Origin of the sequence: Flavobacterium sp. (assembly GCF_035456225.1) — a bacterium.
Taxonomy (GTDB): domain Bacteria; phylum Bacteroidota; class Bacteroidia; order Flavobacteriales; family Flavobacteriaceae; genus Flavobacterium.
Map to the genome: position 1 here is coordinate 1 of NZ_DATIDM010000084.1, position 23,472 is coordinate 23,472.

At 37.1% G+C, this 23,472-nt stretch carries 23 protein-coding genes and 1 pseudogene; 12 read left to right on the plus strand and 12 right to left on the minus strand.

The features are described from left to right. Positions 1–603: pseudogene (locus VLB74_RS04755) on the minus strand (RNA pseudouridine synthase); the annotation flags it as partial. A 179-nt stretch (positions 604–782) separates the two neighbouring features. On the opposite strand from VLB74_RS04755, the gene VLB74_RS04760 reads away from it, so the two are divergent. The 6 genes from VLB74_RS04760 to phoU all read left to right on the plus strand — a co-directional run bounded on the left by VLB74_RS04760 (position 783) and on the right by phoU (position 6,452). Continuing rightward, on the plus strand, positions 783–1,637 hold the full coding sequence (locus tag VLB74_RS04760) for a DUF2490 domain-containing protein (RefSeq protein ID WP_325202315.1): 855 nt from the start codon (positions 783–785) through the stop codon (positions 1,635–1,637). A 194-nt stretch (positions 1,638–1,831) separates the two neighbouring features. Continuing rightward, entirely contained in the window at positions 1,832–2,704 is an 873-nt protein-coding gene (locus VLB74_RS04765) for a phosphate ABC transporter substrate-binding protein (protein ID WP_325202316.1), read from the plus strand. A gap of 185 nt (positions 2,705–2,889) precedes the next feature. Then, positions 2,890–4,098, plus strand: a complete 1,209-nt coding sequence (gene pstC, locus VLB74_RS04770; RefSeq protein ID WP_325202317.1) for a phosphate ABC transporter permease subunit PstC — start codon at positions 2,890–2,892, stop codon at positions 4,096–4,098. Between the two features lie 3 nt (positions 4,099–4,101). After that, positions 4,102–4,980 (plus strand): phosphate ABC transporter permease PstA, encoded by an 879-nt coding sequence (gene pstA, locus VLB74_RS04775; RefSeq protein WP_325202318.1) that lies wholly within the window; start codon positions 4,102–4,104, stop codon positions 4,978–4,980. 1 nt (position 4,981) lies between these two features. Then, positions 4,982–5,734: a phosphate ABC transporter ATP-binding protein PstB gene (gene pstB / locus VLB74_RS04780; RefSeq protein WP_325202319.1), complete on the plus strand. Its 753-nt coding sequence runs from the start codon at positions 4,982–4,984 to the stop codon at positions 5,732–5,734. A gap of 43 nt (positions 5,735–5,777) precedes the next feature. Continuing rightward, positions 5,778–6,452 carry a phosphate signaling complex protein PhoU gene (phoU, locus tag VLB74_RS04785; protein WP_325202320.1) on the plus strand — a complete coding sequence of 225 codons (675 nt, stop codon included), beginning with the start codon at positions 5,778–5,780 and terminating at the stop codon, positions 6,450–6,452. Between the two features lie 34 nt (positions 6,453–6,486). Here the strand turns inward: phoU and VLB74_RS04790 are convergent, their stop codons facing one another. Then, complete coding sequence (locus VLB74_RS04790; RefSeq protein WP_325202321.1) at positions 6,487–6,810, minus strand: YbaB/EbfC family nucleoid-associated protein; 324 nt, start codon at positions 6,808–6,810, stop codon at positions 6,487–6,489. Between the two features lie 143 nt (positions 6,811–6,953). On the opposite strand from VLB74_RS04790, the gene VLB74_RS04795 reads away from it, so the two are divergent. The 3 genes from VLB74_RS04795 to VLB74_RS04805 all read left to right on the plus strand — a co-directional run bounded on the left by VLB74_RS04795 (position 6,954) and on the right by VLB74_RS04805 (position 10,518). Then, positions 6,954–9,014, plus strand: a complete 2,061-nt coding sequence (locus tag VLB74_RS04795; RefSeq protein WP_325202322.1) for a S9 family peptidase — start codon at positions 6,954–6,956, stop codon at positions 9,012–9,014. An 81-nt stretch (positions 9,015–9,095) separates the two neighbouring features. Next, positions 9,096–10,136 carry a cysteate synthase gene (locus tag VLB74_RS04800; protein WP_325202323.1) on the plus strand — a complete coding sequence of 347 codons (1,041 nt, stop codon included), beginning with the start codon at positions 9,096–9,098 and terminating at the stop codon, positions 10,134–10,136. 79 nt (positions 10,137–10,215) lie between these two features. Further along, positions 10,216–10,518, plus strand: coding sequence for a hypothetical protein (locus VLB74_RS04805; protein ID WP_325202324.1), 303 nt, complete (start codon positions 10,216–10,218; stop codon positions 10,516–10,518). A gap of 82 nt (positions 10,519–10,600) precedes the next feature. Here the strand turns inward: VLB74_RS04805 and VLB74_RS04810 are convergent, their stop codons facing one another. Further along, positions 10,601–11,311 carry a YebC/PmpR family DNA-binding transcriptional regulator gene (locus tag VLB74_RS04810; protein WP_325202325.1) on the minus strand — a complete coding sequence of 237 codons (711 nt, stop codon included), beginning with the start codon at positions 11,309–11,311 and terminating at the stop codon, positions 10,601–10,603. 121 nt (positions 11,312–11,432) lie between these two features. Here VLB74_RS04810 and VLB74_RS04815 point away from each other — a divergent pair, with 121 nt between their 5' ends. Then, positions 11,433–12,047, plus strand: a complete 615-nt coding sequence (locus VLB74_RS04815; protein ID WP_325202326.1) for a porin family protein — start codon at positions 11,433–11,435, stop codon at positions 12,045–12,047. Positions 12,048–12,112: 65 nt separating this feature from the next. On the opposite strand, the gene gcvT is transcribed toward VLB74_RS04815, so the two are convergent. Beyond that, on the minus strand, positions 12,113–13,195 hold the full coding sequence (gene gcvT / locus VLB74_RS04820; RefSeq protein WP_325202327.1) for a glycine cleavage system aminomethyltransferase GcvT: 1,083 nt from the start codon (positions 13,193–13,195) through the stop codon (positions 12,113–12,115). A gap of 93 nt (positions 13,196–13,288) precedes the next feature. On the opposite strand from gcvT, the gene VLB74_RS04825 reads away from it, so the two are divergent. Continuing rightward, entirely contained in the window at positions 13,289–14,134 is an 846-nt protein-coding gene (locus tag VLB74_RS04825; RefSeq protein WP_325202328.1) for an NAD(P)H-hydrate dehydratase, read from the plus strand. Between the two features lie 59 nt (positions 14,135–14,193). Here VLB74_RS04825 and VLB74_RS04830 read toward each other — a convergent pair whose 3' ends face one another. Beyond that, positions 14,194–15,558: a TlpA family protein disulfide reductase gene (locus VLB74_RS04830; protein WP_325202329.1), complete on the minus strand. Its 1,365-nt coding sequence runs from the start codon at positions 15,556–15,558 to the stop codon at positions 14,194–14,196. A gap of 128 nt (positions 15,559–15,686) precedes the next feature. Here VLB74_RS04830 and hutH point away from each other — a divergent pair, with 128 nt between their 5' ends. After that, the gene (gene hutH / locus VLB74_RS04835) at positions 15,687–17,195 is read left to right on the plus strand and encodes a histidine ammonia-lyase (protein WP_325202330.1); all 1,509 of its coding nucleotides are present in this window, start codon (positions 15,687–15,689) and stop codon (positions 17,193–17,195) included. Between the two features lie 109 nt (positions 17,196–17,304). Here the strand turns inward: hutH and VLB74_RS04840 are convergent, their stop codons facing one another. The 7 genes from VLB74_RS04840 to VLB74_RS04865 all read right to left on the minus strand — a co-directional run bounded on the left by VLB74_RS04840 (position 17,305) and on the right by VLB74_RS04865 (position 23,450). After that, positions 17,305–17,670 carry a DUF1304 domain-containing protein gene (locus tag VLB74_RS04840; protein WP_325202331.1) on the minus strand — a complete coding sequence of 122 codons (366 nt, stop codon included), beginning with the start codon at positions 17,668–17,670 and terminating at the stop codon, positions 17,305–17,307. Position 17,671: 1 nt separating this feature from the next. Next, positions 17,672–17,869, minus strand: coding sequence for a GldL-related protein (locus tag VLB74_RS13425; protein WP_414655587.1), 198 nt, complete (start codon positions 17,867–17,869; stop codon positions 17,672–17,674). Between the two features lie 10 nt (positions 17,870–17,879). Next, positions 17,880–18,308 (minus strand): SRPBCC family protein, encoded by a 429-nt coding sequence (locus VLB74_RS04845; protein ID WP_325202332.1) that lies wholly within the window; start codon positions 18,306–18,308, stop codon positions 17,880–17,882. Between the two features lie 14 nt (positions 18,309–18,322). Continuing rightward, positions 18,323–18,901, minus strand: a complete 579-nt coding sequence (locus VLB74_RS04850) for a TMEM175 family protein (protein WP_325202333.1) — start codon at positions 18,899–18,901, stop codon at positions 18,323–18,325. A gap of 6 nt (positions 18,902–18,907) precedes the next feature. Beyond that, positions 18,908–19,411: a DUF421 domain-containing protein gene (locus VLB74_RS04855; protein ID WP_325202334.1), complete on the minus strand. Its 504-nt coding sequence runs from the start codon at positions 19,409–19,411 to the stop codon at positions 18,908–18,910. Between the two features lie 42 nt (positions 19,412–19,453). Beyond that, complete coding sequence (gene rimK, locus VLB74_RS04860; RefSeq protein WP_325202335.1) at positions 19,454–20,821, minus strand: 30S ribosomal protein S6--L-glutamate ligase; 1,368 nt, start codon at positions 20,819–20,821, stop codon at positions 19,454–19,456. A 79-nt stretch (positions 20,822–20,900) separates the two neighbouring features. Next, a complete protein-coding gene (locus tag VLB74_RS04865; RefSeq protein WP_325202336.1) occupies positions 20,901–23,450 on the minus strand; it encodes an ATP-dependent Clp protease ATP-binding subunit in 2,550 nt (849 codons plus the stop codon). Positions 23,451–23,472 lie beyond the last annotated feature (22 nt).

The window sequence follows — 23,472 nt, forward strand, 5'->3', positions numbered from 1 at the left end:
AACTAATTCATTCATGTAAGTTTCCAGAGATTCGGCATCCATGTTTTCTTCCTGGGCTTTTTTTCGGAGCAGTTTGCGGGCTTTTTTGGCCTCACTCATTTTTACTTTCTGCTCTTCTATTTTGCGCTCGGCCGAGGTTGTTTCTATTTGAAGTTCATCGGTAAGTGAAATGTAATCCGGGTTGCTTTCCAGTATTTCAATTCGCTCATTGATCTGATTAAGTTCTTTCATCCCATTGATAAAGAAACTGTCCTCTTCAAGCATGTCGTAAATGGGAGGAACAAATAAAGGATGATTGTTTTTATCAGCCAGTTTTCCTGAAAAAGCCGCTATGTAACCGATTTCATTTTGCTGGTTTCGGACGACCATCACACCAAACATTTTGCCGATAACCAATCCCCCCTGATTTTCATCCAATCCGAAGTTGTGTTTCCAATCCGTTTGATTTTGAATATAATCCTGTAATTCCCTGGCAGCTAAAATGCTCAACGGATGCGGTTCATAATAAAACGGAAAAGTGAACCGTTCCGGTAATGAATACGAATCTATCGCTGTTTTAAAGGATAGAAAACAACTTGGAGATGGGATTTCAGACGGATTCATTATTTATTAACTTCGGTTTTTAACGGAATGGCAATCAGATATAATATTGTGTATGTGCCGCAAAAGTAGTAATATTATGGAAATATAATAGTTACATTAAGTTTTCAGAATGGTAACATTAACTTAATATTTGGAAATTGAAATAACATTAGTTTTGCCGAAACTTAACACAACACGAAATGAAAAGAATTTTTATCATTGTATTTTTAACAATTTTATCTTTTTCTGATGCGGCATTTGCCCAAACTTTTGATCCTAAAGTGGATCAGTACAATGCCTGGGTTTTTTACACGGGAAATCACAAACTTTCAGAGAAATGGGGACTTCATACAGAATTCCAATGGAGAAGAAGCGAAGGGTTTTCAGATCCGATGCAAAATCAGGTTCGTTTAGGTTTGGATTATAAAATCAACAAGACTTATATGGTTACTGCCGGTTGGTCTTATGTGGAAACATTTGAATACGGTGAACTGGCCAAAGAAACACCAACTCCAAAATACAACCAGTTTAAATTTAACGAACAGCGAATCTGGCAGCAATTCGTAATTAACCACGAACATGTTGGCCGTTTTCATTATGACAGCCGTTTCCGTTTGGAGCAAAGATGGATTGCTAACTTAGTTAAAGAGAATGGTGTTGATTATACAAGACCTTCAGATGCTTACCTTGCTGCTAATCCAGGTGCGGAAGACTGGAGATTCAGGCAGAGAGCCCGTTACCGTTTCAGAGTTCAGGTGCCATTGTCTAATCCGGAGATGAAAGATAATACGCTTTTCCTTGTTGCTTCCGATGAGATTTTTGCAAACTTCGGAAAACATACCACAGCTAATATTTTCGACCAGAACCGTTTGTACCTTGCTTTGGGTTGGAGATTCAATAAAGATTTCAATATTCAGACAGGTTATATGAATCAGTTCATCGAAAAAGGAGATGGGGTTCATAAAGAAAATAACCATACGTACCAGTTGGCATTAACATACAACCTCGATTTTACAAAGATGTTTAAAAAGAAATCGATAGAGGAAAATAAATAATTTTCATGATTAACTGAGAAATGCGCAGCGAAGAAATTTGTTGCGCTTTTTTTGTTTTTAAAATGTTGTGCTGTCTGAAATTAATCGTTAAATTGTAGTTCAGTATTTTGATAAATAATGATACAGTAATATTGAGTTAACGATAAGTTAATACTACTCAAATACATTTGTATCAAATTTAAAAACTAGACAAAATGACTAAAAAAGCATTATTCTTAATGTTGCCTTTAATTGGAATGTTAAGCTGTGGTAAAGGAAAAAACGAAGAAGGAGCAACTGCTACTGAAGCGGCTTCAACAGCAACAACTTCCGTAACAATAAAAGGTAGTGATACTGTTTTGCCTTTAGCGCAAAAAGAATCGGAAGAAATGATGAAGAATAACAAAGATGTTAGTGTTACTGTAGTTGGCGGTGGTACCGGAGTTGGTATTACGGCTCTTTTAGAAGGAACAACTGATATCGCAATGGCTTCCAGAGATTTAAAAACGGAAGAGAAATTGAAATTTTCTGAAGGAAAAAAAGAAATTGAAAAAGTTACTATTGCCTTTGACGCATTAGCGGTAATTGTTAACCCGGCTAATAAAGTTGGTCAGTTAACCCGTGAGCAAATTGAAAAAATCTTTACCGGAGAAATTAAAAACTGGAAAGAAGTTGGTGGTGCTGATGAGAAAATCGTAGCTTACTCAAGAGAATCTTCTTCCGGAACGTATGAGTTCTTCAAAGAAGAGGTAATGGAGAAAAAGAACTATGCGGCTGATGTTTTAAGTATGCCTGCAACAGGAGCTATCGTACAGGCAGTTGGACAAACTAAAGGTGCTATCGGTTATGTTGGATTGGCATACGAATCAAAAGAAGTAAAACATATTGCTGTTTCTTACGACCAAGGAAAAACATTTGTTGCCCCTTCTATCGCAGCTGCCAAAGATAAAACTTATCCAATTGCAAGACCTTTGTTCTATATGTATGACAAAGCAAATGCTGCAAAAGTAAAAGTTGTTGTTGACTATGCACTGTCTCCTGAAGGCCAGAAAGTGGTTTCGGAAGTAGGTTATATTCCACTAAATTAAGAAAAGGTTTTTTATATTTAGAAAAGGGCAATCTGTTTAAGGTTGCCTTTTTTTTATGTAAAGAAAAAAGAAATTAGTAAATTTATAAGTATCTGCTTAACACTAACTTAACACAAGGTTAATGCAGAAAATACATACTTAAAGGCGGTCTCATATACTTTTGTGGTGATAATAAAAACACAGTTTTGAAAACAAATTTTAAGCAAATAAAGGAAACAATAATAGAAAAGATTCTGATGCTGAGTAGTGCTACTACAAGTGTTACGATCATTTTGATAGTGTTTTTTCTCTTTATTGAAGGAGCTGGGGTTTTTAATAAAAAACCAATCGAGGAAGGATTTTTATTGGCGGTACATCCATCGAATACAATTAAAAAACTTGAACCGGCTCAGATTAAGGATATTTTTGATAAAAAAATAACGAACTGGTCACAATTAGGGGGCAAGAATGTGCCTATTGTTCCGTTCCGTACAGAAGATATTGCCGAGTTTTATTCGGAAGAAGAATTAGGCGAAAACTTCGAGCATTTTCCGGAGAAAATAGATGAGCATATATCCAAAACACCTGGGGTAATCGCTTTCTTTTCAGAAAAATACAAATCCAAAGATTTTCACGGACGAGCGCTTGATATCAACAAAATAAAAGTTAGAGAATTTTTATCCGGAAATGAATGGTTTCCTACTGCGCATCCGGTTGCTCAAATGGGGGTTAAGCCTCTGATTTTGGGTACTTTATGGGTGAGTTTTGGAGCTATATTAATAGCTTTACCAATAGGTTTGGCTGCGGCAATCTACTTAAGTGAAATCGCCAGAAAACGTACCCGAAATATTCTTAAACCTTTAATCGAATTGTTGGCCGGAATCCCATCGGTTGTTTACGGATTTTTTGGTTTGGTTGTAATCGTTCCGATGGTTCAGGATTGTTTTAATTTACCGGTTGGTGAAACAGGTTTGGCGGGTAGTATCGTATTGGCAATCATGGCGTTACCAACGATTATCACGATTTCAGAAGATGCCATGAACAACACTCCGCGTGCCATGAAAGAAGCTAGTTTGGCTTTAGGGGCAAGTCACTGGCAGACCATTTATAAAGTTGTCATCCCATATTCCGCTTCCGGGATTACTGCAGGAGCAATCTTGGGGATTGGTCGCGCTATCGGAGAAACCATGGCGGTTTTGATGGTTACCGGAAATGCAGCTGTAATTCCGCATACATTGCTTGCACCTGTGCGTACGATTCCTGCAACAATTGCGGCAGAACTTGGTGAAGCAGCCAGTGGTGGAATGCACTATAAAGCATTGTTCGCATTAGGGTGTATCTTATTCCTGATTACGTTTTGTATTAATATGTTGGTTGAGGTGGTTACCCATAGAAACGGACATAAAAAGCATTAAGAAATGAAAAAAGTAAATCGATTAGCAAAACGAAAAAGAAGGAATCAGAATATAGCTTTCGGATTGTTTCAGCTCATAAGTTATTCAATAGTAGCACTTTTGTTCGTTATCTTGGCATTTATTGTCATAAAAGGATTCAGTGTTATCAGTTGGGAATTTATTACTGGAATGCCAAAAGACGGAATGACAAAAGGAGGAATTTACCCAGCCATAATAGGAACACTTTGCCTTGTTGCGGGAAGTATGCTTTTTGCGTTTCCTGTTGGCGTTTTGGCAGCGGTCTATATGAATGAATACGTAAAAGATGGTTGGCCCAAACGTATTATTAAACAAATGACAAATAATCTTGCGGGTGTTCCTTCCATTGTTTTTGGTTTGTTTGGTATGGCATTATTTGTAAATAAACTGGAATTTGGCGATTCGCTTTTGGCTGGTTCTTTAACATTAGGATTACTGGTTTTGCCGGTTGTGATAAGAACTACAGAAGAAGCTTTGAAAGCTGTAGACGATACTTTCAGACATGCGAGTCTGGCATTAGGCGCTTCAAAATGGCAAACCACAAGCGAGGTTGTTTTACCAATTGCTTTTCCAAACATCTTAACCGGTTTAATTTTATCGGTAGGAAGGGTTTCCGGAGAAACAGCTCCTATTTTATTTACTGTCGCGGCTTATTTTCTGCCGAAGTTGCCAACATCGATTTTTGATCAGGCGATGGCACTGCCATATCACTTATATGTAATTTCAACAAGTGGAACAAATATTGAAGCCTCGAGAGCAATGGCTTACGGAACAGCTCTGATTTTAATTATAATTGTATTACTTTCCAATTTGCTGGCCAATGCGCTTCGTAAATATTTCGGAAAAAAAGTAAAAATGAATTAGCATGCATAAAATTGAATCTAAAAACGTAAATTTCTATTACGGAGAAACACAGGCTTTACACGATATTTCGTTATCGATGAAGGAAAATATGGTTACTGCATTAATTGGACCATCCGGATGCGGAAAATCGACGTATTTGCGTTTGCTGAACCGAATGAATGATTTGATTGATAATACACATCTCAACGGTGAAATTTATATCGACGGTCATAATATTTACGATAAAAACACCAATGTTGATGATTTGAGAAAGAATGTCGGAATGGTGTTTCAAAAGCCAAACCCATTTCCTAAATCAATTTATGAAAATGTCGCTTACGGTTTGAAAGTGAATGGTATTTCCGATAAGAAAGTGATAGAAGAAAGAGTAGTTACGTCAATTAAACAAGTAGCGCTTTGGGAAGAAGTAAAAGACAAATTACATAAGTCGGCATTTGAATTGTCGGGAGGACAGCAGCAAAGATTGTGTATTGCCCGTGCACTTGCTATTCAGCCTTCGATATTACTGATGGATGAACCTACATCTGCTTTGGATCCAATCTCAACAACCAAAGTGGAAGAGCTTATTTATGAATTGAAAAATAATTATACGATTGTAATCGTTACTCATAATATGCAGCAAGCTGGACGTGTAAGCGATAATACGGCATTTTTCTACATGGGAGAACTGATTGAGTATGATAAGACGAAAAACATGTTTACAAATCCCAAAAAAGAAAGAACTCAAAACTATATTACAGGTCGTTTTGGTTAATTTTAAGCCAGATGATTTTTGTTTATAATTAAAAATATACGGTATGACACAATTAGAAGACGAAATACAGAATTTAAAAGAGGAATTAATTGATTTGTGGTTGTTGGTAAACCTGCAATTGGAGAAAACGCAGCAGTCATTATTTTCAATGGATAATGATCTGGCGAGAGAAATAATTGCCAATGAAAAAAGAGTTAATTCTTATGAATTGAAACTGGACCGTAACTGTGAAAATGTTTTCGCACTTTTTAGTCCGGTTGCCATGGATTTACGATTTGTATTGGCTGTATTAAAAATCAATACGAATCTGGAACGCACGGGTGATATTGCTGCAGAGATTGCAAAATTCGTAAAGGATATAGAAGATGGTTTTGAAAAAAGCCTTCTCGAGGCTGCAAATGTAAAGGAGATGTTTGAAGTGTCTATTTTTATGATGTCCAATGTTTTGGAAGCTTTTGAGAAAGAAGACACAAAATTAGCCCGTAAGATTTTTAAACAGGATGAAACACTGGATAAAATTACAAAAAAGGCAAACGGTGTCATCGCGAAATATTGTAAGGAACAGCCTGATAATATTGAGCAGGCATTGTATCTCTTGTCAATTATCCAAAAACTGGAAAGAGTGGGGGATCAGGCTAAAAATATGGCCGAAGAAACGATTTTTTATATTGAAGCTAAAGTGCTGAAACATAAATCGAAACCGAATAAAAAGAAATAATAAAATAAAAGGTGGTTTTAAAACCACCTTTGTTTTATTTAAACATATCCAGACCCGGAATGTTTGGCATGCCGTCTTTGGCCACAGCGCCCAATTCTGCTTCGTTTACATTGGTTGCTTTTTCGATAGCTTTGTTCATAACTAAAACCAAATAATCTTCCAACTGTTCTTTGTCTTCTAATAAACTGTCATCAATTAATATCGATTTTACCTTTCTGTTAGCCGTCAATGTAACTTTCAAAAGCCCGTCATTGCTTTGTTCGTCAATTAAAACAGTGTCTAATCTTTTTTTTGTTTCCTCTATTTTTTGCTGGGTTTCTTTTAGCTTACCCATCATCCCCATGATATCTCCAAACATGTTAATAAATTTAATGATTATTGAATGGCAAAATTATTAAATTGCAAAGAGATATTTACGTCTTTACAATTAAAAATGAATTTCTTTTGAGATGCGTTTGTTTTACTTTTACATCCGCAATTTCTCAAAATAATAAACCTAAAATGGTAGAATTAATAACGGCACCGTTGGCAACCGTAAAGCCACACCAGATTGAAAAACACGGACACGTTCGTACAGACAATTATTATTGGTTAAATGAAAGGGAAAATCCGGAAGTAATAGACTATCTCAACAAAGAGAATGAGTATTACAACAAAATGACGGAGCATACCAAGCAATTCCAGGCTGATTTGTTTGAAGAAATGAAGTCAAGAATCAAAGAAGACGACAGTTCTGTTCCGTACCTTTATAATGGTTATTACTACATTACCCGATTTGAAAAAGGCAAGGATTACCCAATCTATTCCAGAAAAAAGGAAAGTCTGGATGCAGAGGAGGAAATCATGTTCGATTGCAATGAAATGGCAAAAGGATTTGTTTATTTTCAGTTGAGTGGGATGAGTGTCAGTGAAGATAACAAATGGTGTGCATTTGGAGTTGATACAGTTTCCCGTCGTGAATATACGATTCAGATAAAAAATCTTGAAACGAGTGAAATTCTTCCTGTAAAATTGGAAAAAACGACAGGTGGTTCTACTTGGGCAGCAGATAATAAAACTTTGTTTTACACGCGTAAGGACTTGGTAACCTTGCGTTCCGATAAAATCTATAAACATAAATTAGGTTCGGAACCCAATGACGATCAGGTTGTTTTTCATGAAAAAGACGATACGTTTTCTACTTTCATTTATAAAGAGAAATCCAAAAAATACCTTGTAATCGGTTCTTCAAGTACGCTTACCTCGGAATATCAGATTTTAAGAGCTGATAACCCGGATGGGAAATTTGAACTGTTCCAGAAAAGAACCCGCGAATTGGAGTATTCCATTTCGCATTTTGGAGACAGTTTTTATATTTTGACCAATAAAGATAAGGCGACTAATTTCAAATTGATGAAAACGCCTGAAAATGCTACTTCAAAAGAGAATTGGGTAGATTTGATTCCGCATCGTGAAGATACTTTGCTGGAAGGTATTGATATTTTCAGGGACTATCTGGTTGTGGAAGAGCGAAACAATGGCCTAAATAAAATCAGGATCATGCCTTCGAACGGAGAAGGGGAATATTATTTGCCTTTCGAGATAGAAACTTATACGGCTTATACAACTACCAATGTCGATTTTGATACTGAAATTTTACGCTATAGCTATCAGTCCATGGCTACGCCTCCTTCGGTTATAGATTTTAACATGCGTACCAAGGAAAAGACAATCAAAAAAGAGCAGGAAGTCCTTGGTGGGAAATTTGATAAAAACAATTATACCGAGGAACGAATTTGGGCAACCGCAAAGGACGGAACCAAAGTGCCTATTTCTTTAGTGCATCGCAATGGAATAAAGAAAGATGGAAGTAATCCGTTTCTTTTGTATGCTTATGGTTCTTATGGTTCTTCTATGGATCCGTATTTCTCATCCATCCGCTTGAGTTTATTGGACAGAGGTTTTATTTATGCCATTGCACACATCAGAGGTGGGGAAGATTTAGGACGTGAATGGTATGAAAATGGAAAATTGCTTAAAAAGAAAAATACGTTTACAGATTTTATCGATTGTTCCCGATACGTAATCGAGCAGAAATACACATCAGAAAAGCATTTGTATGCAGAAGGCGGTTCGGCCGGAGGATTATTGATGGGAGCCATAATTAATGAAGCTCCGGAGCTGTATAATGGAGTTATCGCCCAGGTTCCTTTCGTAGATGTTATCACTACTATGTTAGATGATACTATTCCCCTTACAACAGGAGAATATGACGAATGGGGGAACCCGAATGAAAAAAAATACTATGATTATATGTTGTCTTATTCGCCTTACGATAATGTTAAGCAGCAAAAATATCCAAATATGTTAGTGACAACCGGTTTACATGATTCTCAAGTGCAATATTGGGAGCCGGCAAAATGGGTGGCTAAATTGAGGGTTATGAAGCTGGGAGACAGTCAGTTGTTTTTAGATACCAACATGGATACGGGACATGGTGGAGCTTCAGGACGATTTGAAGCGATTAAAGAAGTTACAAAAGAGTACACTTTTTTATTAGATTTGGAAGGAATTAAAAAGTAGATAAAGAATTTTTTATACATTTGCAAGGTTGTGAATATTTCAAAAAATGATTAAATTCACACATTGAGTAATTTATTTTTTATGAAAGAAGAAATAAAAGCCTATAATAACGTATTAGAATTAATAGGAAATACACCCCTGATAAGGCTTAATACGATCACAGGAGGATTAAAAGGTACCTTTTACGCGAAAGTGGAAGCCTTTAATCCGGGTCATTCAACAAAAGACAGAATTGCTCTTTATATAATAGAGGAAGCGGAAAAGAGAGGGATATTAAAACCTGGTGACACCATAATTGAAACGACTTCCGGTAATACTGGCTTTAGTATTGCAATGGTAAGTATCATTAAGGGATACAATTGTGTTTTAGCTGTTAGCTCAAAATCTTCCAAAGATAAAATTGACATGCTGAGAGCAATGGGAGCTAAAGTTTATGTTTGCCCTGCTCATGTTTCTGCCGATGATCCCCGCTCTTATTATAACGTCGCAAAACGTTTACATGAAGAAACTAAAGGTTCGGTATACATCAACCAATATTTTAATGATTTAAATGTTGATGCGCATTACAACTCTACAGGACCTGAAATCTGGGAGCAGACAAATGGAAAAATTACCCATTTAATTGCCTGCAGCGGTACTGGAGGAACAATTTCCGGTACAGCTCGTTTCTTAAAAGAAAAGAATCCAAACATTAAAATATTCGGTGTAGATGCTTTTGGTTCCGTTTTGAAAAAATACCACGAAACCAGAGAGTTTGATAACGAAGAAATTTATCCTTACAGAATAGAAGGTTTAGGGAAAAATTTAATCCCGACAGCAACCGATTTTGATGCTATCGATAAATTTACAAAAGTTACCGATGAGGAAAGTGCTCATACTGCCCGAGAAATAGCTAAAAAAGAAGGCTTGTTCGTAGGATATACTTCAGGAGCAGCAATGCAGGCTGTAAAGCAATTTGCTGAAGAAGGAGAATTTGACGAGAACAGTAATGTAGTTGTTATTTTCCCTGATCATGGTTCTCGTTATATGAGCAAAGTATTCAGTGATGAGTGGATGAACGAGCAAGGGTTCTTTGACAGCATTAACGCTGAAGAAGTTCAAAAAATTGAATTCATTAAATAATCTGTTTAGAAAATAGAATAAAGTAAATAGATAAAAGACTCTGCATTTAGCGGAGTTTTTTTATGAAATACATCGTACGATGGAAGAAGAAGCTTTTTATGTTGCCATTGGTAGTCAAATTGAAGGAGCCGAAAAAAGCCAAATGTTTGGTAAACCGTGCTTCAAAATAAACGGAAAAGCATTTGTCTGCTTTTTTCAGAATGAAATGGTTTTTAAGCTTAATGGAGATTTCCATAGTCAAGCCTTAAGCCTTGAAGGAGCACAGCTTTTCGATCCCTCTGGAAAAGGAAGGGCAATGAAAGAGTGGGTTCAGGTGCCTTTTCGGTACAGTGATAAATGGAAAAATTTTGCAATGAATGCAGCTGAATATGTTGGGAAATAATACGATCAGCTATTTGGAATAAACAAAAAACTCCGAAATTTATTTCGGAGTTTTTTATTATAAAATCTAAGAATTCTGAAAATTATTCCTGCATAGTGTGATAAACGTTCATTACGTCATCATCTTCTTCGATCTTTTCCAATAATTTCTCAACATCGGCAACTTGATCTGGTGTTAATTCTTTTGTGATTTGAGGAATGCGTTCAAAACCGGATGATAAGATTTCAATGTTTCTGTTTTCCAGTTCTTTCTGGATAGCACCAAAACTTTCAAAAGGAGCATACATTAATATGCCGTCTTCGTCTGCGAAAATTTCTTCCACGCCAAAATCGATCATTTCCAATTCCAGTTCTTCCACATCTTGTCCTTCAGAAGGGATACGGAAGTTACAGGTGTGGTCAAACATAAATTCTACAGAACCTTGTGTTCCCATAGTTCCGTTACATTTGTTGAAGTAACTTCTGATGTTGGCAACGGTTCTGTTGTTGTTGTCCGTAGCAGTTTCAATCAGAATGGCAATTCCGTGAGGTGCATAGCCTTCGAATAAAACCTCCTTAAAATTGGCGGTATCTTTATCAGATGCTTTTTTAATTGCTCTCTCTACATTGTCTTTAGGCATGTTTGCTGCCTTTGCATTTTGTATAACAGCTCTTAAACGAGAGTTGGTTTCCGGATTTGGCCCACCTTCCTTAACAGCCATTACTATATCTTTTCCAATTCGCGTAAACGTTTTAGCCATTGCCGACCAACGTTTCATTTTACGTGCTTTTCTGAATTCAAACGCTCTTCCCATTTCTAATGAATTTATTTGAGATTGCAAAAATAAGAAATCGACAAAACTTTTAAAGCAATGTTTTAATCTTTTTTAGTATCAGAATTTTTAGTAAATTTTACTGGATTTAAAAACTTTAAATATGAAAAAAATTATTTGCTTGGGTTTGGTGTTATGCGGCTTTTTTGGATTTTCTCAACAAAGGGAAAAAGGTGCCATTGAAGTTGCTCCGATTGTTGGTTCTGCCGCCTCAAATTATTTTTATTATACGAATGATAAACTTTCAAATGATCCTGATCCTATTTCTTCTGTTAATTTTGGGGTAAATGGTGATTATTACTTCAATAACCGTTGGAGTTTACGCTCTGGTTTATTATTCCAAAGAATGGGAAGCGAGTATGATTTAACTCCGCTTGGGGGTGAGATGACAAAAGATAAATTAGATTATTTGACTTTACCGGCTAATGCAAACTGGCATTTTGGGAAAACCAGAAAATGGAATTTGAATTTCGGACCAAGTCTGGGATTTTTGCTTTCAGCAAAATCTAACGATAGAGATATTAAAAAGCAATTAAGTTCTTTTCAGCTTGGATTTAATTTTGGGGTGGGCTACAAATTTGAAATTAAGGAGAATATCGGGATTTTAATCGATTATCAGGGAATGGGTGGATTGACAGGTGTGACTAAAGAAGGGGCCGATATTAAATTTGGGAATGTTTACAGTTCTTTTAATTTAGGCTGTGTTATTCGACTGTAATTTGAAACATTGAAATAAAAAAAGCCGATTGTAAAATCGGCTTTTTGTTTTTATAATAATCTTTCTTATTTTTTGTAGAAAGGCAATTTTACCACTTTCGCAGGAACATCATTTTTTCTGATTCTGATGAAAATTTCGCTGTCAACAGTCGATAAAGATGTTGGTACATAACCTAATCCGATACCTTTGTTCATTGATGGCGACATAGTTCCTGAAGTTACTACTCCAATGACGTTTCCGCTTCCGTCCACTATTTCGTAATCATGACGTGGAATGGCACGCTCAGTCATTTCAAAAGCAACTAATTTTCTGGAAACACCGTTCTCTTTTTGGTTTTTCAGGTTAACTGAATTGGTAAATTCTTTATCGAATTTTGTGATCCACCCTAAACCGGCTTCCAAAGGAGAAGTTGTGTCGTTGATGTCATTTCCGTATAAACAGAAGCCCATTTCCAAACGTAAAGTATCACGGGCAGCCAATCCGATTGGTTTGATTCCGAATGCGGCACCTGCTTCAAAAACTTTGTTCCAGATCATTTCAGCATCTTCATTTTTGAAATAGATTTCAAATCCTCCTGAACCTGTGTATCCTGTCGCAGAAACAATTACGTCTTTCATGCCGGCAAATTCTCCAATCTGGAAAGAGTAGTATGGCATGTTGATCAAATCGATAGAAGTTAATGACTGCATTGCTTCAGCAGCTTTCGGACCTTGAATAGCCAACAAAGAGTAGTTATCTGAAAGGTTTTGCATATCCACACCCAAATCATTGTGTGAAGAAATCCAGTTCCAGTCTTTTTCGATATTGGAAGCATTTACCACTAACATATAATGATTATCTGCTACTTTATAAACGATTAAATCGTCAACAATTCCGCCTTCATTGTTTGGTAAGCAAGAATATTGTGCTTTTCCGTCTACTAATTTTGATGCGTCATTTGAAGTTACTTTCTGAATCAAAGCCAAAGCGTTTTCGCCTTTCAAAAAGAATTCCCCCATGTGAGATACGTCAAAAACACCTACGCCGTTACGAACAGTTTCGTGTTCTATGTTAACTCCTTCATACTGAACAGGCATGTTGTAACCTGCAAACGGAACCATTTTTGCTCCTAAACCTTCGTGAACGTGCGTTAATGCTGTATTTTTCATCTTGTGTTGATTGTTTATTTACGGACGCTAAGGTATTGATTTTTTACGGAGTGGCAAAACCATTAATCAGACATAATTTCGTAAATTTAAGGTATGGAAAATTATACTTTAATTGACAGATTCGAAGCACAGAAACGATTTAGATCGATAGCTGGTGACGCCCATAAAGGTATCCAGGGACATACGCTGATAGTGGGAGGCAGTTATGGTAAAATGGGTTCAGTTTGCCTTTCTTCAAAAGCTTGTCTTAAGTCGGGTGCAGGTTTGGTTACGGCCTATATCCCCAAATGCGGATACGAAATTTTACAGACAGGAGTTCCGGAAGCAATGGTCATAACGGATGATTACACGGATCATATCACTGCCATCGGATATAAGATAAAAGTTGATGCTGCTGCTATCGGAATGGGAATGGGGCATCATTCGGATACACAACACGCATTGTTTCATTTTTTAAAAATGTCGGCAATTCCGATGGTTGTTGATGCGGATGCTCTGAATATTCTTTCCCAAAATAAAGAATGGTTTGAATTGTTGCACAAACATGCGATTTTAACGCCTCATGCTAAAGAACTGGAACGTTTGATAGGTGTTTGGGATTCTCATGAGGAGATGTTACGAAAAGTAAAGGATTTTTCGAAGAAATTTGATGTTATCATTGTTGTTAAAGGAGCGCCAACCTATATAGTTTATATGGATGCTGTTTTTGAAAATACTACCGGAAACCAAGCTTTGGCTACAGCCGGAAGCGGTGATGTTTTAAGCGGAATCTTAGCAGGTTTGCTTTCACAAGGGTATGCGCCTGTTGATGCAGCTGTCCTGGGGGTTTATCTTCACGGATTAACAGCCAATATTGGTGTTTCCGAAACAGGGTATCATTCGTTTATTGCTTCTGATTGTATTAATAATCTCGGAAAAGCTTTTTTAAGTTTATATTAAAAAAAACAAACCCTTTCAGAAGTTCATGAAAGGGTTTGTCTTTTTGTGTTTTGATGAGATTATTTAATCCCTAATTCCTCAAATTTAGCAATCAATTTAGGATCGGATGGGCGAGGAGCATCTGCAGAAACAATGTTACCATTCGGATCTACCAAAATAAATCTTGGAATACCTTCGATGGCATAATCCTGTACGAATTTCGAATTCCAGTCATTGTCAGCAAATAACTGAACACCGCCGAGTTTCTTTTCTTCTACAAATTTTCTCCATTTTTCGTAGTCTTTTTTAGTATCAATGGAAAGACTTACGAACTCGATGTTTTTACCGTGATATTGTTCTTCCACTTTTTGCAAGCTTGGAATTTCACGACGGCAAGGTCCGCACCATGTTGCCCAAACATCAATATAAACATATTTTCCTTTTAAGCTTTCTAAAGATGTTTTTCCACCTTTAAAGTTCTCATAGTCAAATTTAGGAGAAACATTTCCTGGAGTTAAGGTTTTGATTTTGTCGAATTTTACAGTCAGGTCTTTTTTGAAATTTTCATCAGAAGACGCAGCCATTAATTCTTTATAAAGCATAGCAGCTTCAGGATTTCCGGCACTTACTTCATAAGCTAGATTTTGAATATGCGCATTTTTGATAGCCGGGCTTTTTACTTTTTTGATTTCAGGTAATGCTAATTTGTATGTGTATTCATCATTTTCACCCATTTGTGCATATAAGGCGTTGTTGAATTTTGTCGCAACAATCTGTTTATAAGATGATGAAAACAAGAAGTCTTCCTGATTATCCAAATCGATTTTATCATCAAATTTTGGGAAAGTAGCCGATGGCGTAAAACCCTCAATTTTAGCATAATGTGCGTGGTAAGTAGGGTAATTCAGGATTTGCAGCTGCTCGAAATAACCAATGCTTTTCATTTCATTTTTCTTGAATGCGGCATCAGTGATTTTTGATTTGTTCAATAAATCCGTCATAGCCGTTTTTACCTCTTTCAATTTAGCAAGGAAAGCAGTTTCGTCTAAAGCATAAAACTCCTGAACGTTGTCCATCATTTTGTTAACAGCAACCGATTTATCATTTAAATATTGATTTTCAGCACTTCCTTTCCCTGAAAATTTTAAAGTTGTAGGGAAGTTTTTGTCATCAAAATTGATAACAAGTGCTGTTCCTTTAGCTAAATACAAAGAAGAACGATTCGCTTTGGTACCAAAATTATAAGTCCCGTTGTAATCAATCTGCAAGGTTTCAGAAAACGAACCATCAGCTTTTAGAGTGATTTCTTTTTCAAAAGATTCTCCTTTAATCTTTAGTTTTCCGTCTTCTGTATTGGTAATTTTCCCGGAAACGGTAATGGTTTCCTTTGGTGTCGTAAAAGAAGCGAGAAAGACAACCAATAGGAGGTAAAGTGTGTGTTTCATGTTTACTAGTTTTTGTTGCCCAAATATAAGAATAGTATCCCATAAATTTTCATAATGAAATACTAATAATAAATCTTGCATTTTAAACGCATTTTGCTGAATTTTGACGCCTTAAAACAACCGTGAAAATGGATACAGTACATTATATAAGTTCCGATGTTTTTTCTTTGGAATTACTTCAGGAAATTATTTCTCAAAATAAAACCTTGGAACTATCTGAAGAGGCGCGTATTAACATTGAAAAATGCCGTGCTTATCTAGATAACAAAATGCAATCGCACAGCGAACCGATTTACGGAATCAATACCGGTTTCGGATCGTTATGCAACATTAAGATTTCAAATGAAAACCTTACTAAACTTCAGGAGAATTTAGTAAAATCACACGCTTGCGGAACCGGAGAAGAAGTGCCGCACGAGATCGTGAAAATCATGTTGTTGCTTAAAATCAAATCATTGAGCTACGGAAATTCCGGTGTTCAGTTGCAAACCGTTGAGCGTTTGATCGATTTTTACAATAATGATATTCTACCGGTAGTTTATACTCAAGGTTCGTTGGGAGCATCTGGAGATTTAGCTCCTTTAGCCCATTTATCCCTGCCATTGATTGGAGAGGGAGAGGTTTATTTTGATGGTTTCCGCCAGCCAGCCATGAAAGTGTTGGAGAAAATGAACTGGAAACCAATCGAATTGCAGTCGAAAGAAGGTTTGGCATTATTGAACGGAACACAATTTATGAGTTCATACGGCTGCTACATTCTTTTGAAATCCATGAAATTAACCTATTTGGCAGATGTAATCGGTGCGGTTTCCCTTGAAGGTTTTGATGGAAGAATCGAGCCTTTCAATGAATTGATCCACATCGTTCGTCCGCATAAAGGTCAGATCAATACCGCAAGACGTTTCCAGGAATTGTTGGAAGACAGTGAAATTATTGCCCAGCCGAAAGAACACGTACAGGATCCATATTCTTTCCGTTGTATTCCTCAAGTTCACGGCGCTTCAAAAGATGCTATCGATTATGTGAAAAAAGTGTTCAAAACGGAAATCAATTCGGTTACCGATAATCCAAATATTTTCGCGGATGAGGATTTGATTATTTCGGGTGGGAATTTCCACGGACAGCCTTTAGCTTTGGCTTTAGACTTTTTAGGTATCGCTTTAGCTGAAATCGGAAATATATCAGAAAGAAGAACATATCAGCTAATTTCAGGATTAAGAGGATTACCTGCATTCCTGGTAAGCAATCCCGGACTGAATTCCGGTTTCATGATTCCGCAATACACTGCTGCCAGTATTGTTAGTCAGAACAAACAATTGGCTACTCCGGCAAGTATTGACAGTATCGTTTCTTCAAACGGACAGGAAGATCATGTGAGCATGGGAGCCAATGCCGCTACAAAGTGTTTGAAGATTATTGAAAATCTTGAACGTATTTTAGCTATCGAATTGATGAACGCTTCTCAAGCAATTGAATTTAGAAGACCTTTAAAATCAAGTGAATTTTTAGAGAGTTTTGTAAAATCATACCGTGAAGATGTTCCGTTGGTTGGAGAAGACAGAATTTTACATTATGACATTGAAAAATCTATTGTTTTCCTGAACAGTTTACAACTTGACAGTGAAGTTTTAGAGTAATATATTAAAAGGCTATTATGCCACGAATTCACGAATTTTTACTGAATTAAAAGGTAAAAGATATTCGTGAATTTGTGGCTTCTTTTTTAAGTTTAATAAGAAGGTTTTCTTATTTCATAAAATGTATACTGATAATTGCCAGTATCGCAGGAACAGACTGAACATAAAAAATGGTCTTTTGTACTGTAATTGCGCCATAAATCCCGGCAACGAAAACACAGGTCAGAAAGAATAGTGCCACGTTGAAACTCCAATGAGCATCCCCAATAAGCAGTGACCAAATAAGTCCTGCAGCCAAAAATCCATTGTATAATCCTTGATTACCAGCCAGTTGTTTTGTTTTTTCAAACATATCAGCTGGAACTTTTCGAAATACTTTTTTTGCCCGGGTGGTCCATGCGAACATTTCCAGCCATACAATGTAAATATGGATGAAAGCCACTAAACTAATTAGTATTTTGGATAGAACAGTCATGTTATTTGTTGAAAAAACCATTTGGATTCTGATCTTTATAAATTTTGATTATCAGTCCAATACCAGCACAGACTTGGCATAACATTCCTGAAATTAATAAAGCGGATGCGTAAGGCCAATGCATTATTTTGAAAAGTGCCCCAATGATTGTAATAATACATCCTAAAATAAAAGCTATTAAAATCTGTTTGTTTTTCATGTTTTACTATTTAGTTTCGTTCTTCAAATGGTGTAATGATTCCTTTTTCAAGGTATTGTTTCAATTGTCGCAGTAAATTGGCCCAACAATAACTAGCGATTCTGAATTCCTGACTGACTTCTTTCCAGTTTTTATGATAAAATTGAATATAAGTATGGTCTGTATTTTCTTTTTTTAAAATGAATCCGAATTGAGTCGGCAACCATTCATCCATTGCATCCGTCATGGAAAATTCAATGACTTCATTTTCTTCAAATTTTGAAACGGTAGCAAACCAATCGTATTCTTCTGCGAAGTATAAATTGTATTTTTCGTTTAAACCGGGTGTGCCTTTACAGCGAAATGTCCACCAGTTATTTAATCCTTCCGGAGTTGAAATTGCTTTAAAAACCATCTCTCTAGGGACATCGATTACAAAATCATGATAAATGGTCTGCATAATTTCGGTTTTGATTATTCAGAATCAATAATGTTTTCAATTCGTTTATCCGGAATCAACCACATTAATGCTACAGCGATGTACATGAGTCCGGCAAGAATTGGATTAAAGTTAGCACAAATTATTCCGATCAGATACAAAACAGGGGAAATTTTTCCTTTAAAATCACTTCCAATGGCTTTTGAAAGTACCGAATCCGGTCCGTGTTTTTTCAGGATTTGAGACTGCAAAATGAAATAGGCAATCGCTGCCATTAAAAGTATTACCCCGTACATTGTCATGGGGAATGAGCCGAAGTTGTTTTCACCAATCCAGGCAGTAACAAAAGGGATAAGTGACAGCCAGAATAAAAGATGCAGGTTAGCCCAAAGAATACCACCGGTTACTCTTTTTACGGTATGCATCATGTGATGATGGTTGTTCCAATAAATGCCTACGTAGATAAAACTTAAAACATAACTCAAGAACTTTGGAAGAAGGACGAGTAGTGATTCAAAATCAGAACCTTCCGGAACTTTTAATTCCAATACCATAATGGTAATGATAATAGCGAGGACACCGTCACTAAAAGCTTCTAATCGGGTTTTATTCATGAGAAATTAACTTAAGGTCTTATGTGTTCTTCGCTTATGATGGGATTGTTTTAAATATCCCTCCCCGGAAATTATGCTGATGTTACCGTCTATTTCCAGCATTGCTAATTTGACATCTTTGTAATATTCAACTCCGTGTTCACGAATGGCTTCTTCCATTTCGTCTGATGTAATACCTAACTTGGCCAGTGTTTTGTATTCCGTTTTTCCGTTATGAATCAGGATTTCAGGTTTGTCCTGAACTAAATCATTCAGTTTTTTGAATCGGTACATAAGTTTTTTTAAGACATAGTTGATTATAAACAAAACCAGAGCAGCCGATATTCCACCCAAAAGGCTGGTGTCACTGCCAACCATGGCATTCTGTACTGAATTACTGATCAGCAAAATCAGGATTACATCGGCGGTGTTGAGTTGGGAAAGTTCTTTTTTACCAAAAAGACGTAAAGCAACAACCATGAATAAATAAACGGCCGAACTTCGTACTATGATTTCAAGGTATGGATTCATATTCTAATTATCAATTGTTAATTTATTCATTAGCAATTATAATTATTTCCATTTAAAGTTTTTCTCAATGGCTTTAATCATTTCACCTGCGATGTCTTTATTGGTAGCCCCCTCAATTCCTTCCAATCCCGGAGAAGAGTTTACTTCCAGTAAGAGTGGACCTTTCGAAGATCGGATAATATCCACACCGGCGACTTTCAGATTCATTGCTTTTGCTGCTTTGATGGCAATTCTTTTTTCTTCGGAAGTTACTTTTACAATTGAAGCGGTTCCTCCCAAATGGATGTTTGCCCTGAATTCTCCCGGTAAAGCTTCACGCTGCATTGCTGCCACTACTTTTCCGTCGACTACAAACAGACGTAAGTCTTTTCCGTTTGCTTCTTTGATGAATTCCTGTACTAAAATGTTAGCATTTAAGCTCTTGAAAGCATTGATTACGGATTCGGCAGCTTTTTTGGTTTCCGCCAATACAACCCCTTTTCCTTGTGTTCCTTCCAGTAGTTTGACTATCAGTGGAGAACCGCCAACCATTTTAATCAAATCGTTAGTGTCCAAAGGAGAGTTGGCAAATCCTGTTGTCGGAATATCTACTCCATTGTTTAAAAGTAATTGCAATGAAAATAGTTTGTCTCTCGACTGACTTATAGCTGCCGAATTGTTAAGTGAAAATACTTTCAAAGCTTCAAACTGACGCGTAAGAGCACAACCATAATAAGTCATGCTTGGTCGTATTCTAGGTATTACGGCATCGAAATTATCTAAAACGCGCCCCCCCCGATAGTGAATTTCAGGAGTATCAGCATCGAGTTTCATGTAACAGTATTTCAGATTCAGGAAATGCATTTCATGTCCGCGCATTTCACCGGCTTCCATGATCCTTTTGTTGCTGTACAATTCCGGATTACTTGCCAATAACCCTATTCGAAGTCCTTTTTTTGAAGGTTCATCGTTGTAATAATACTCTTTTATTTTTTCATTGGTAGGCTGACCCAACAGGTACTTTTGTTCCGGATCGACTAAAATTCGGCCTGACATGGCTTCACGACCTAATAACATACGGAATCCCATGGAATCCCGGTTGGTCAAGGTTACTTCCACTTCCCAAAGGCTTCCACCTATTTCAAGGTCGGTTTTGATTACATAACGTTGTTCGCGGTATCCGCTGGAACTTTTTACCACGCGTTTGTCAACTAAAATTGCCTCGCAATGTATTACTGCTTTTAGGTTGTTCTGAATCGGGTTAATGTCAAATCGAACCCAGTTTTCACCGTCTTTTTCGAAAGGAGTAATGTTTGTAGCGTGAAGCGCCGATGTTTTTGCACCCGAATCAACTCGGGCTTTAATAGTTGGGATTCCAAGAGTAGGGAATGAGCACCATTCTTCACTTCCCACAATAACTTTGTCTAGCATTTTTTAGTATAATTGGTAATTCTAAAGTACTACTTTTTTTGAAATGCCAAACAATTTTGCCTAAAAAAGAAAAAACCTACTAATTAGTAGGTTTTTCAGCTCTTTTAATGGTAACGAAGAGTTCTTGTTTTTCATCGTTCAGATCCATGAAGATTTCATCACCTTCGTGTATTTTGGAAGTGATGATTTCTTCCGCCAGTTCATCTTCAACATATTTCTGAATGGCACGTTTCAGTGGTCTGGCTCCAAATTGTTTATCAAAACCTTTTTCGGCGATATAATCTTTTGCCTTTTCGGATAATTTAAGATTGTATCCTAAATCAGCCACTCGGGCATATAATTTATCCATTTCGATATCGATAATCAAGTCGATATGTTCTTTTTCTAATGGGTTGAATACGATTACATCGTCAATTCGGTTCAGGAATTCCGGAGCGAATGATTTTTTCAATGCGTTCTCGATAATACCTTTGGAGATGTCATCAGCTTGAGCGTTTTTAGAAGCAGTTCCGAAGCCAACTCCGGTTCCGAAATCTTTTAACTGACGTGCACCAATGTTGGAAGTCATGATGATGATCGTATTTCTGAAATCGATTTTACGGCCTAAACTATCGGTTAAATGTCCGTCATCCAATACCTGAAGCATCATGTTGAATACATCCGGGTGGGCTTTTTCGATCTCGTCAAGCAATACAACACAATAAGGTTTTCTTCGTACTTTTTCGGTTAGCTGACCGCCTTCTTCGTAGCCAACATATCCCGGAGGCGCTCCGACCAATCTTGAAATCGCGAATTTCTCCATGTACTCACTCATGTCGATGCGAACCAAGGCATCTTCAGAATCAAATAATTCTTTAGCAATTACTTTGGCTAACTGCGTTTTACCAACTCCGGTCTGACCCAGGAATATAAAGGATCCGATAGGTTTGTTCGGGTCTTTTAATCCGGCACGGTTTCTTTGGATGGATTTGGCAATTTTCATCACCGCTTCATCCTGTCCGATAACTTTACCTTTGATAAGTTCCGGTAAGTGGGCTAATTTATTGCTCTCTGTCTGCGCGATACGATTTACAGGGATTCCTGTCATCATGGAAACTACATCCGCAACATTGTCTTCGGTAACGGTAATACGATTGTTTTTAGCGTCTTCTTCCCATTGTTCCTGGGCGATGGACAAGTCTTTTTCAATACGTTTTTCGTCATCGCGAAGTTTTGCGGCTTCTTCGTATTTCTGTTTTTTGACAACAGAATTTTTCAGTTCGCGAACTTCTTCCAACTGTTTTTCAAGTTCAAGAATTTGTTTCGGAACATCTATATTGGTGATGTGAACACGTGATCCTGCCTCGTCTAAAGCATCAATGGCTTTGTCCGGTAAGAAACGCTCGGTCATGTATCGGTTTGTCAGTTTTACACACGCCTCGATAGCTTCCGGCGTATAAATAACATTGTGATGGTCTTCGTATTTGTTTTTGATGTTGTTCAGAATCGTGATTGTTTCCTCAACAGAAGTTGGTTCTACAATGACTTTCTGGAAACGTCTTTCCAAAGCACCGTCTTTTTCTATATATTGACGATATTCGTCAAGGGTAGTGGCACCAATACATTGGATTTCGCCTCTTGCTAAAGCAGGTTTGAACATGTTGGAAGCGTCTAAAGATCCAGTAGCTCCTCCGGCACCTACAATGGTATGGATCTCGTCGATGAAAAGAATGATATCATCATTTTTTTCCAGCTCGTTCATAACGGCTTTCATTCGTTCTTCAAACTGTCCGCGGTATTTTGTTCCAGCCACTAAACTGGCTAAATCCAATGTTACCACTCGTTTGTTGAATAAAATACGTGATACTTTCTTTTGAATGATGCGTAAAGCAAGACCTTCGGCAATGGCAGATTTACCAACACCCGGCTCACCAATCAGAAGTGGATTGTTTTTCTTTCTTCGGCTTAAAATCTGTGAAACACGTTCGATTTCTTTCTCGCGGCCAACTACAGGATCCAGTTTGCCTTCTTCGGCTAATTCTGTTAAATCACGACCAAAATTATCTAAAACAGGGGTTTTGGATTTTTTATTGGCCTTTCCTGCAGCACCCGGATTGTTGAAACCTGCGTCACGTAAACTGTCATCTTGTCCGGAATCGTCATTAAACGATTCGTTTTTAGGTAAGTTTTCGATATAGTCTTCTTCGTTTGATGTCATAGCTATAAATTGTTCTTTAACAAGTTCGTAGTCAATTTTTAATTTGTTCAGAAGCTTAGTCGTTGGATCGTTCTCGTTGCGTAAAATGCACAACAGAAGATGTGCCGTACTTATGGAAGTGCTTTGAAAAACTTTTGCCTCCAGAAAGGTTGTTCGCAAAGCGCGTTCAGCCTGACGGGTCAAATGCAGGTTTTTCTTGTCATTGCTCCTGTCAGCATTGGGATTTGGGGGGCTAACAATTTCTATTTTCCGACGTAAATGTTCTAAATCTACTGAAAGGTTGTTTAATATATTGATAGCGGTACCGTTACCGTCCCTTAATATCCCCAGCATTAAATGTTCTGTACCAATAAAGTCGTGGCCTAATCGCAAAGCTTCCTCTTTACTGTAGGTAATCACGTCTTTAACTCTTGGTGAAAAATTATCGTCCATTGCAAAAATCTTTGATACTGTA

Coding starts and splice junctions, on each gene's coding strand:
- VLB74_RS04840 (WP_325202331.1), bottom strand. CDS start 17,670: ATGACTGTTCTATCCAAAATACTAATTAGTTTAGTGGCTTTCATCCAT.
- rimK (WP_325202335.1), bottom strand. CDS start 20,821: ATGCTAGACAAAGTTATTGTGGGAAGTGAAGAATGGTGCTCATTCCCT.
- VLB74_RS04790 (WP_325202321.1), bottom strand. CDS start 6,810: ATGTTTGGAGATATCATGGGGATGATGGGTAAGCTAAAAGAAACCCAG.
- VLB74_RS04815 (WP_325202326.1), top strand. CDS start 11,433: ATGAAAAAAATTATTTGCTTGGGTTTGGTGTTATGCGGCTTTTTTGGA.
- VLB74_RS04855 (WP_325202334.1), bottom strand. CDS start 19,411: ATGAATCCATACCTTGAAATCATAGTACGAAGTTCGGCCGTTTATTTA.
- pstA (WP_325202318.1), top strand. CDS start 4,102: ATGAAAAAAGTAAATCGATTAGCAAAACGAAAAAGAAGGAATCAGAAT.
- VLB74_RS13425 (WP_414655587.1), bottom strand. CDS start 17,869: ATGAAAAACAAACAGATTTTAATAGCTTTTATTTTAGGATGTATTATT.
- VLB74_RS04800 (WP_325202323.1), top strand. CDS start 9,096: ATGAAAGAAGAAATAAAAGCCTATAATAACGTATTAGAATTAATAGGA.
- VLB74_RS04795 (WP_325202322.1), top strand. CDS start 6,954: ATGGTAGAATTAATAACGGCACCGTTGGCAACCGTAAAGCCACACCAG.
- VLB74_RS04810 (WP_325202325.1), bottom strand. CDS start 11,311: ATGGGAAGAGCGTTTGAATTCAGAAAAGCACGTAAAATGAAACGTTGG.
- hutH (WP_325202330.1), top strand. CDS start 15,687: ATGGATACAGTACATTATATAAGTTCCGATGTTTTTTCTTTGGAATTA.
- VLB74_RS04850 (WP_325202333.1), bottom strand. CDS start 18,901: ATGAATAAAACCCGATTAGAAGCTTTTAGTGACGGTGTCCTCGCTATT.
- VLB74_RS04830 (WP_325202329.1), bottom strand. CDS start 15,558: ATGAAACACACACTTTACCTCCTATTGGTTGTCTTTCTCGCTTCTTTT.
- gcvT (WP_325202327.1), bottom strand. CDS start 13,195: ATGAAAAATACAGCATTAACGCACGTTCACGAAGGTTTAGGAGCAAAA.
- pstB (WP_325202319.1), top strand. CDS start 4,982: ATGCATAAAATTGAATCTAAAAACGTAAATTTCTATTACGGAGAAACA.
- VLB74_RS04865 (WP_325202336.1), bottom strand. CDS start 23,450: ATGGACGATAATTTTTCACCAAGAGTTAAAGACGTGATTACCTACAGT.
- phoU (WP_325202320.1), top strand. CDS start 5,778: ATGACACAATTAGAAGACGAAATACAGAATTTAAAAGAGGAATTAATT.
- VLB74_RS04845 (WP_325202332.1), bottom strand. CDS start 18,308: ATGCAGACCATTTATCATGATTTTGTAATCGATGTCCCTAGAGAGATG.
- VLB74_RS04760 (WP_325202315.1), top strand. CDS start 783: ATGAAAAGAATTTTTATCATTGTATTTTTAACAATTTTATCTTTTTCT.
- VLB74_RS04765 (WP_325202316.1), top strand. CDS start 1,832: ATGACTAAAAAAGCATTATTCTTAATGTTGCCTTTAATTGGAATGTTA.
- VLB74_RS04805 (WP_325202324.1), top strand. CDS start 10,216: ATGGAAGAAGAAGCTTTTTATGTTGCCATTGGTAGTCAAATTGAAGGA.
- VLB74_RS04825 (WP_325202328.1), top strand. CDS start 13,289: ATGGAAAATTATACTTTAATTGACAGATTCGAAGCACAGAAACGATTT.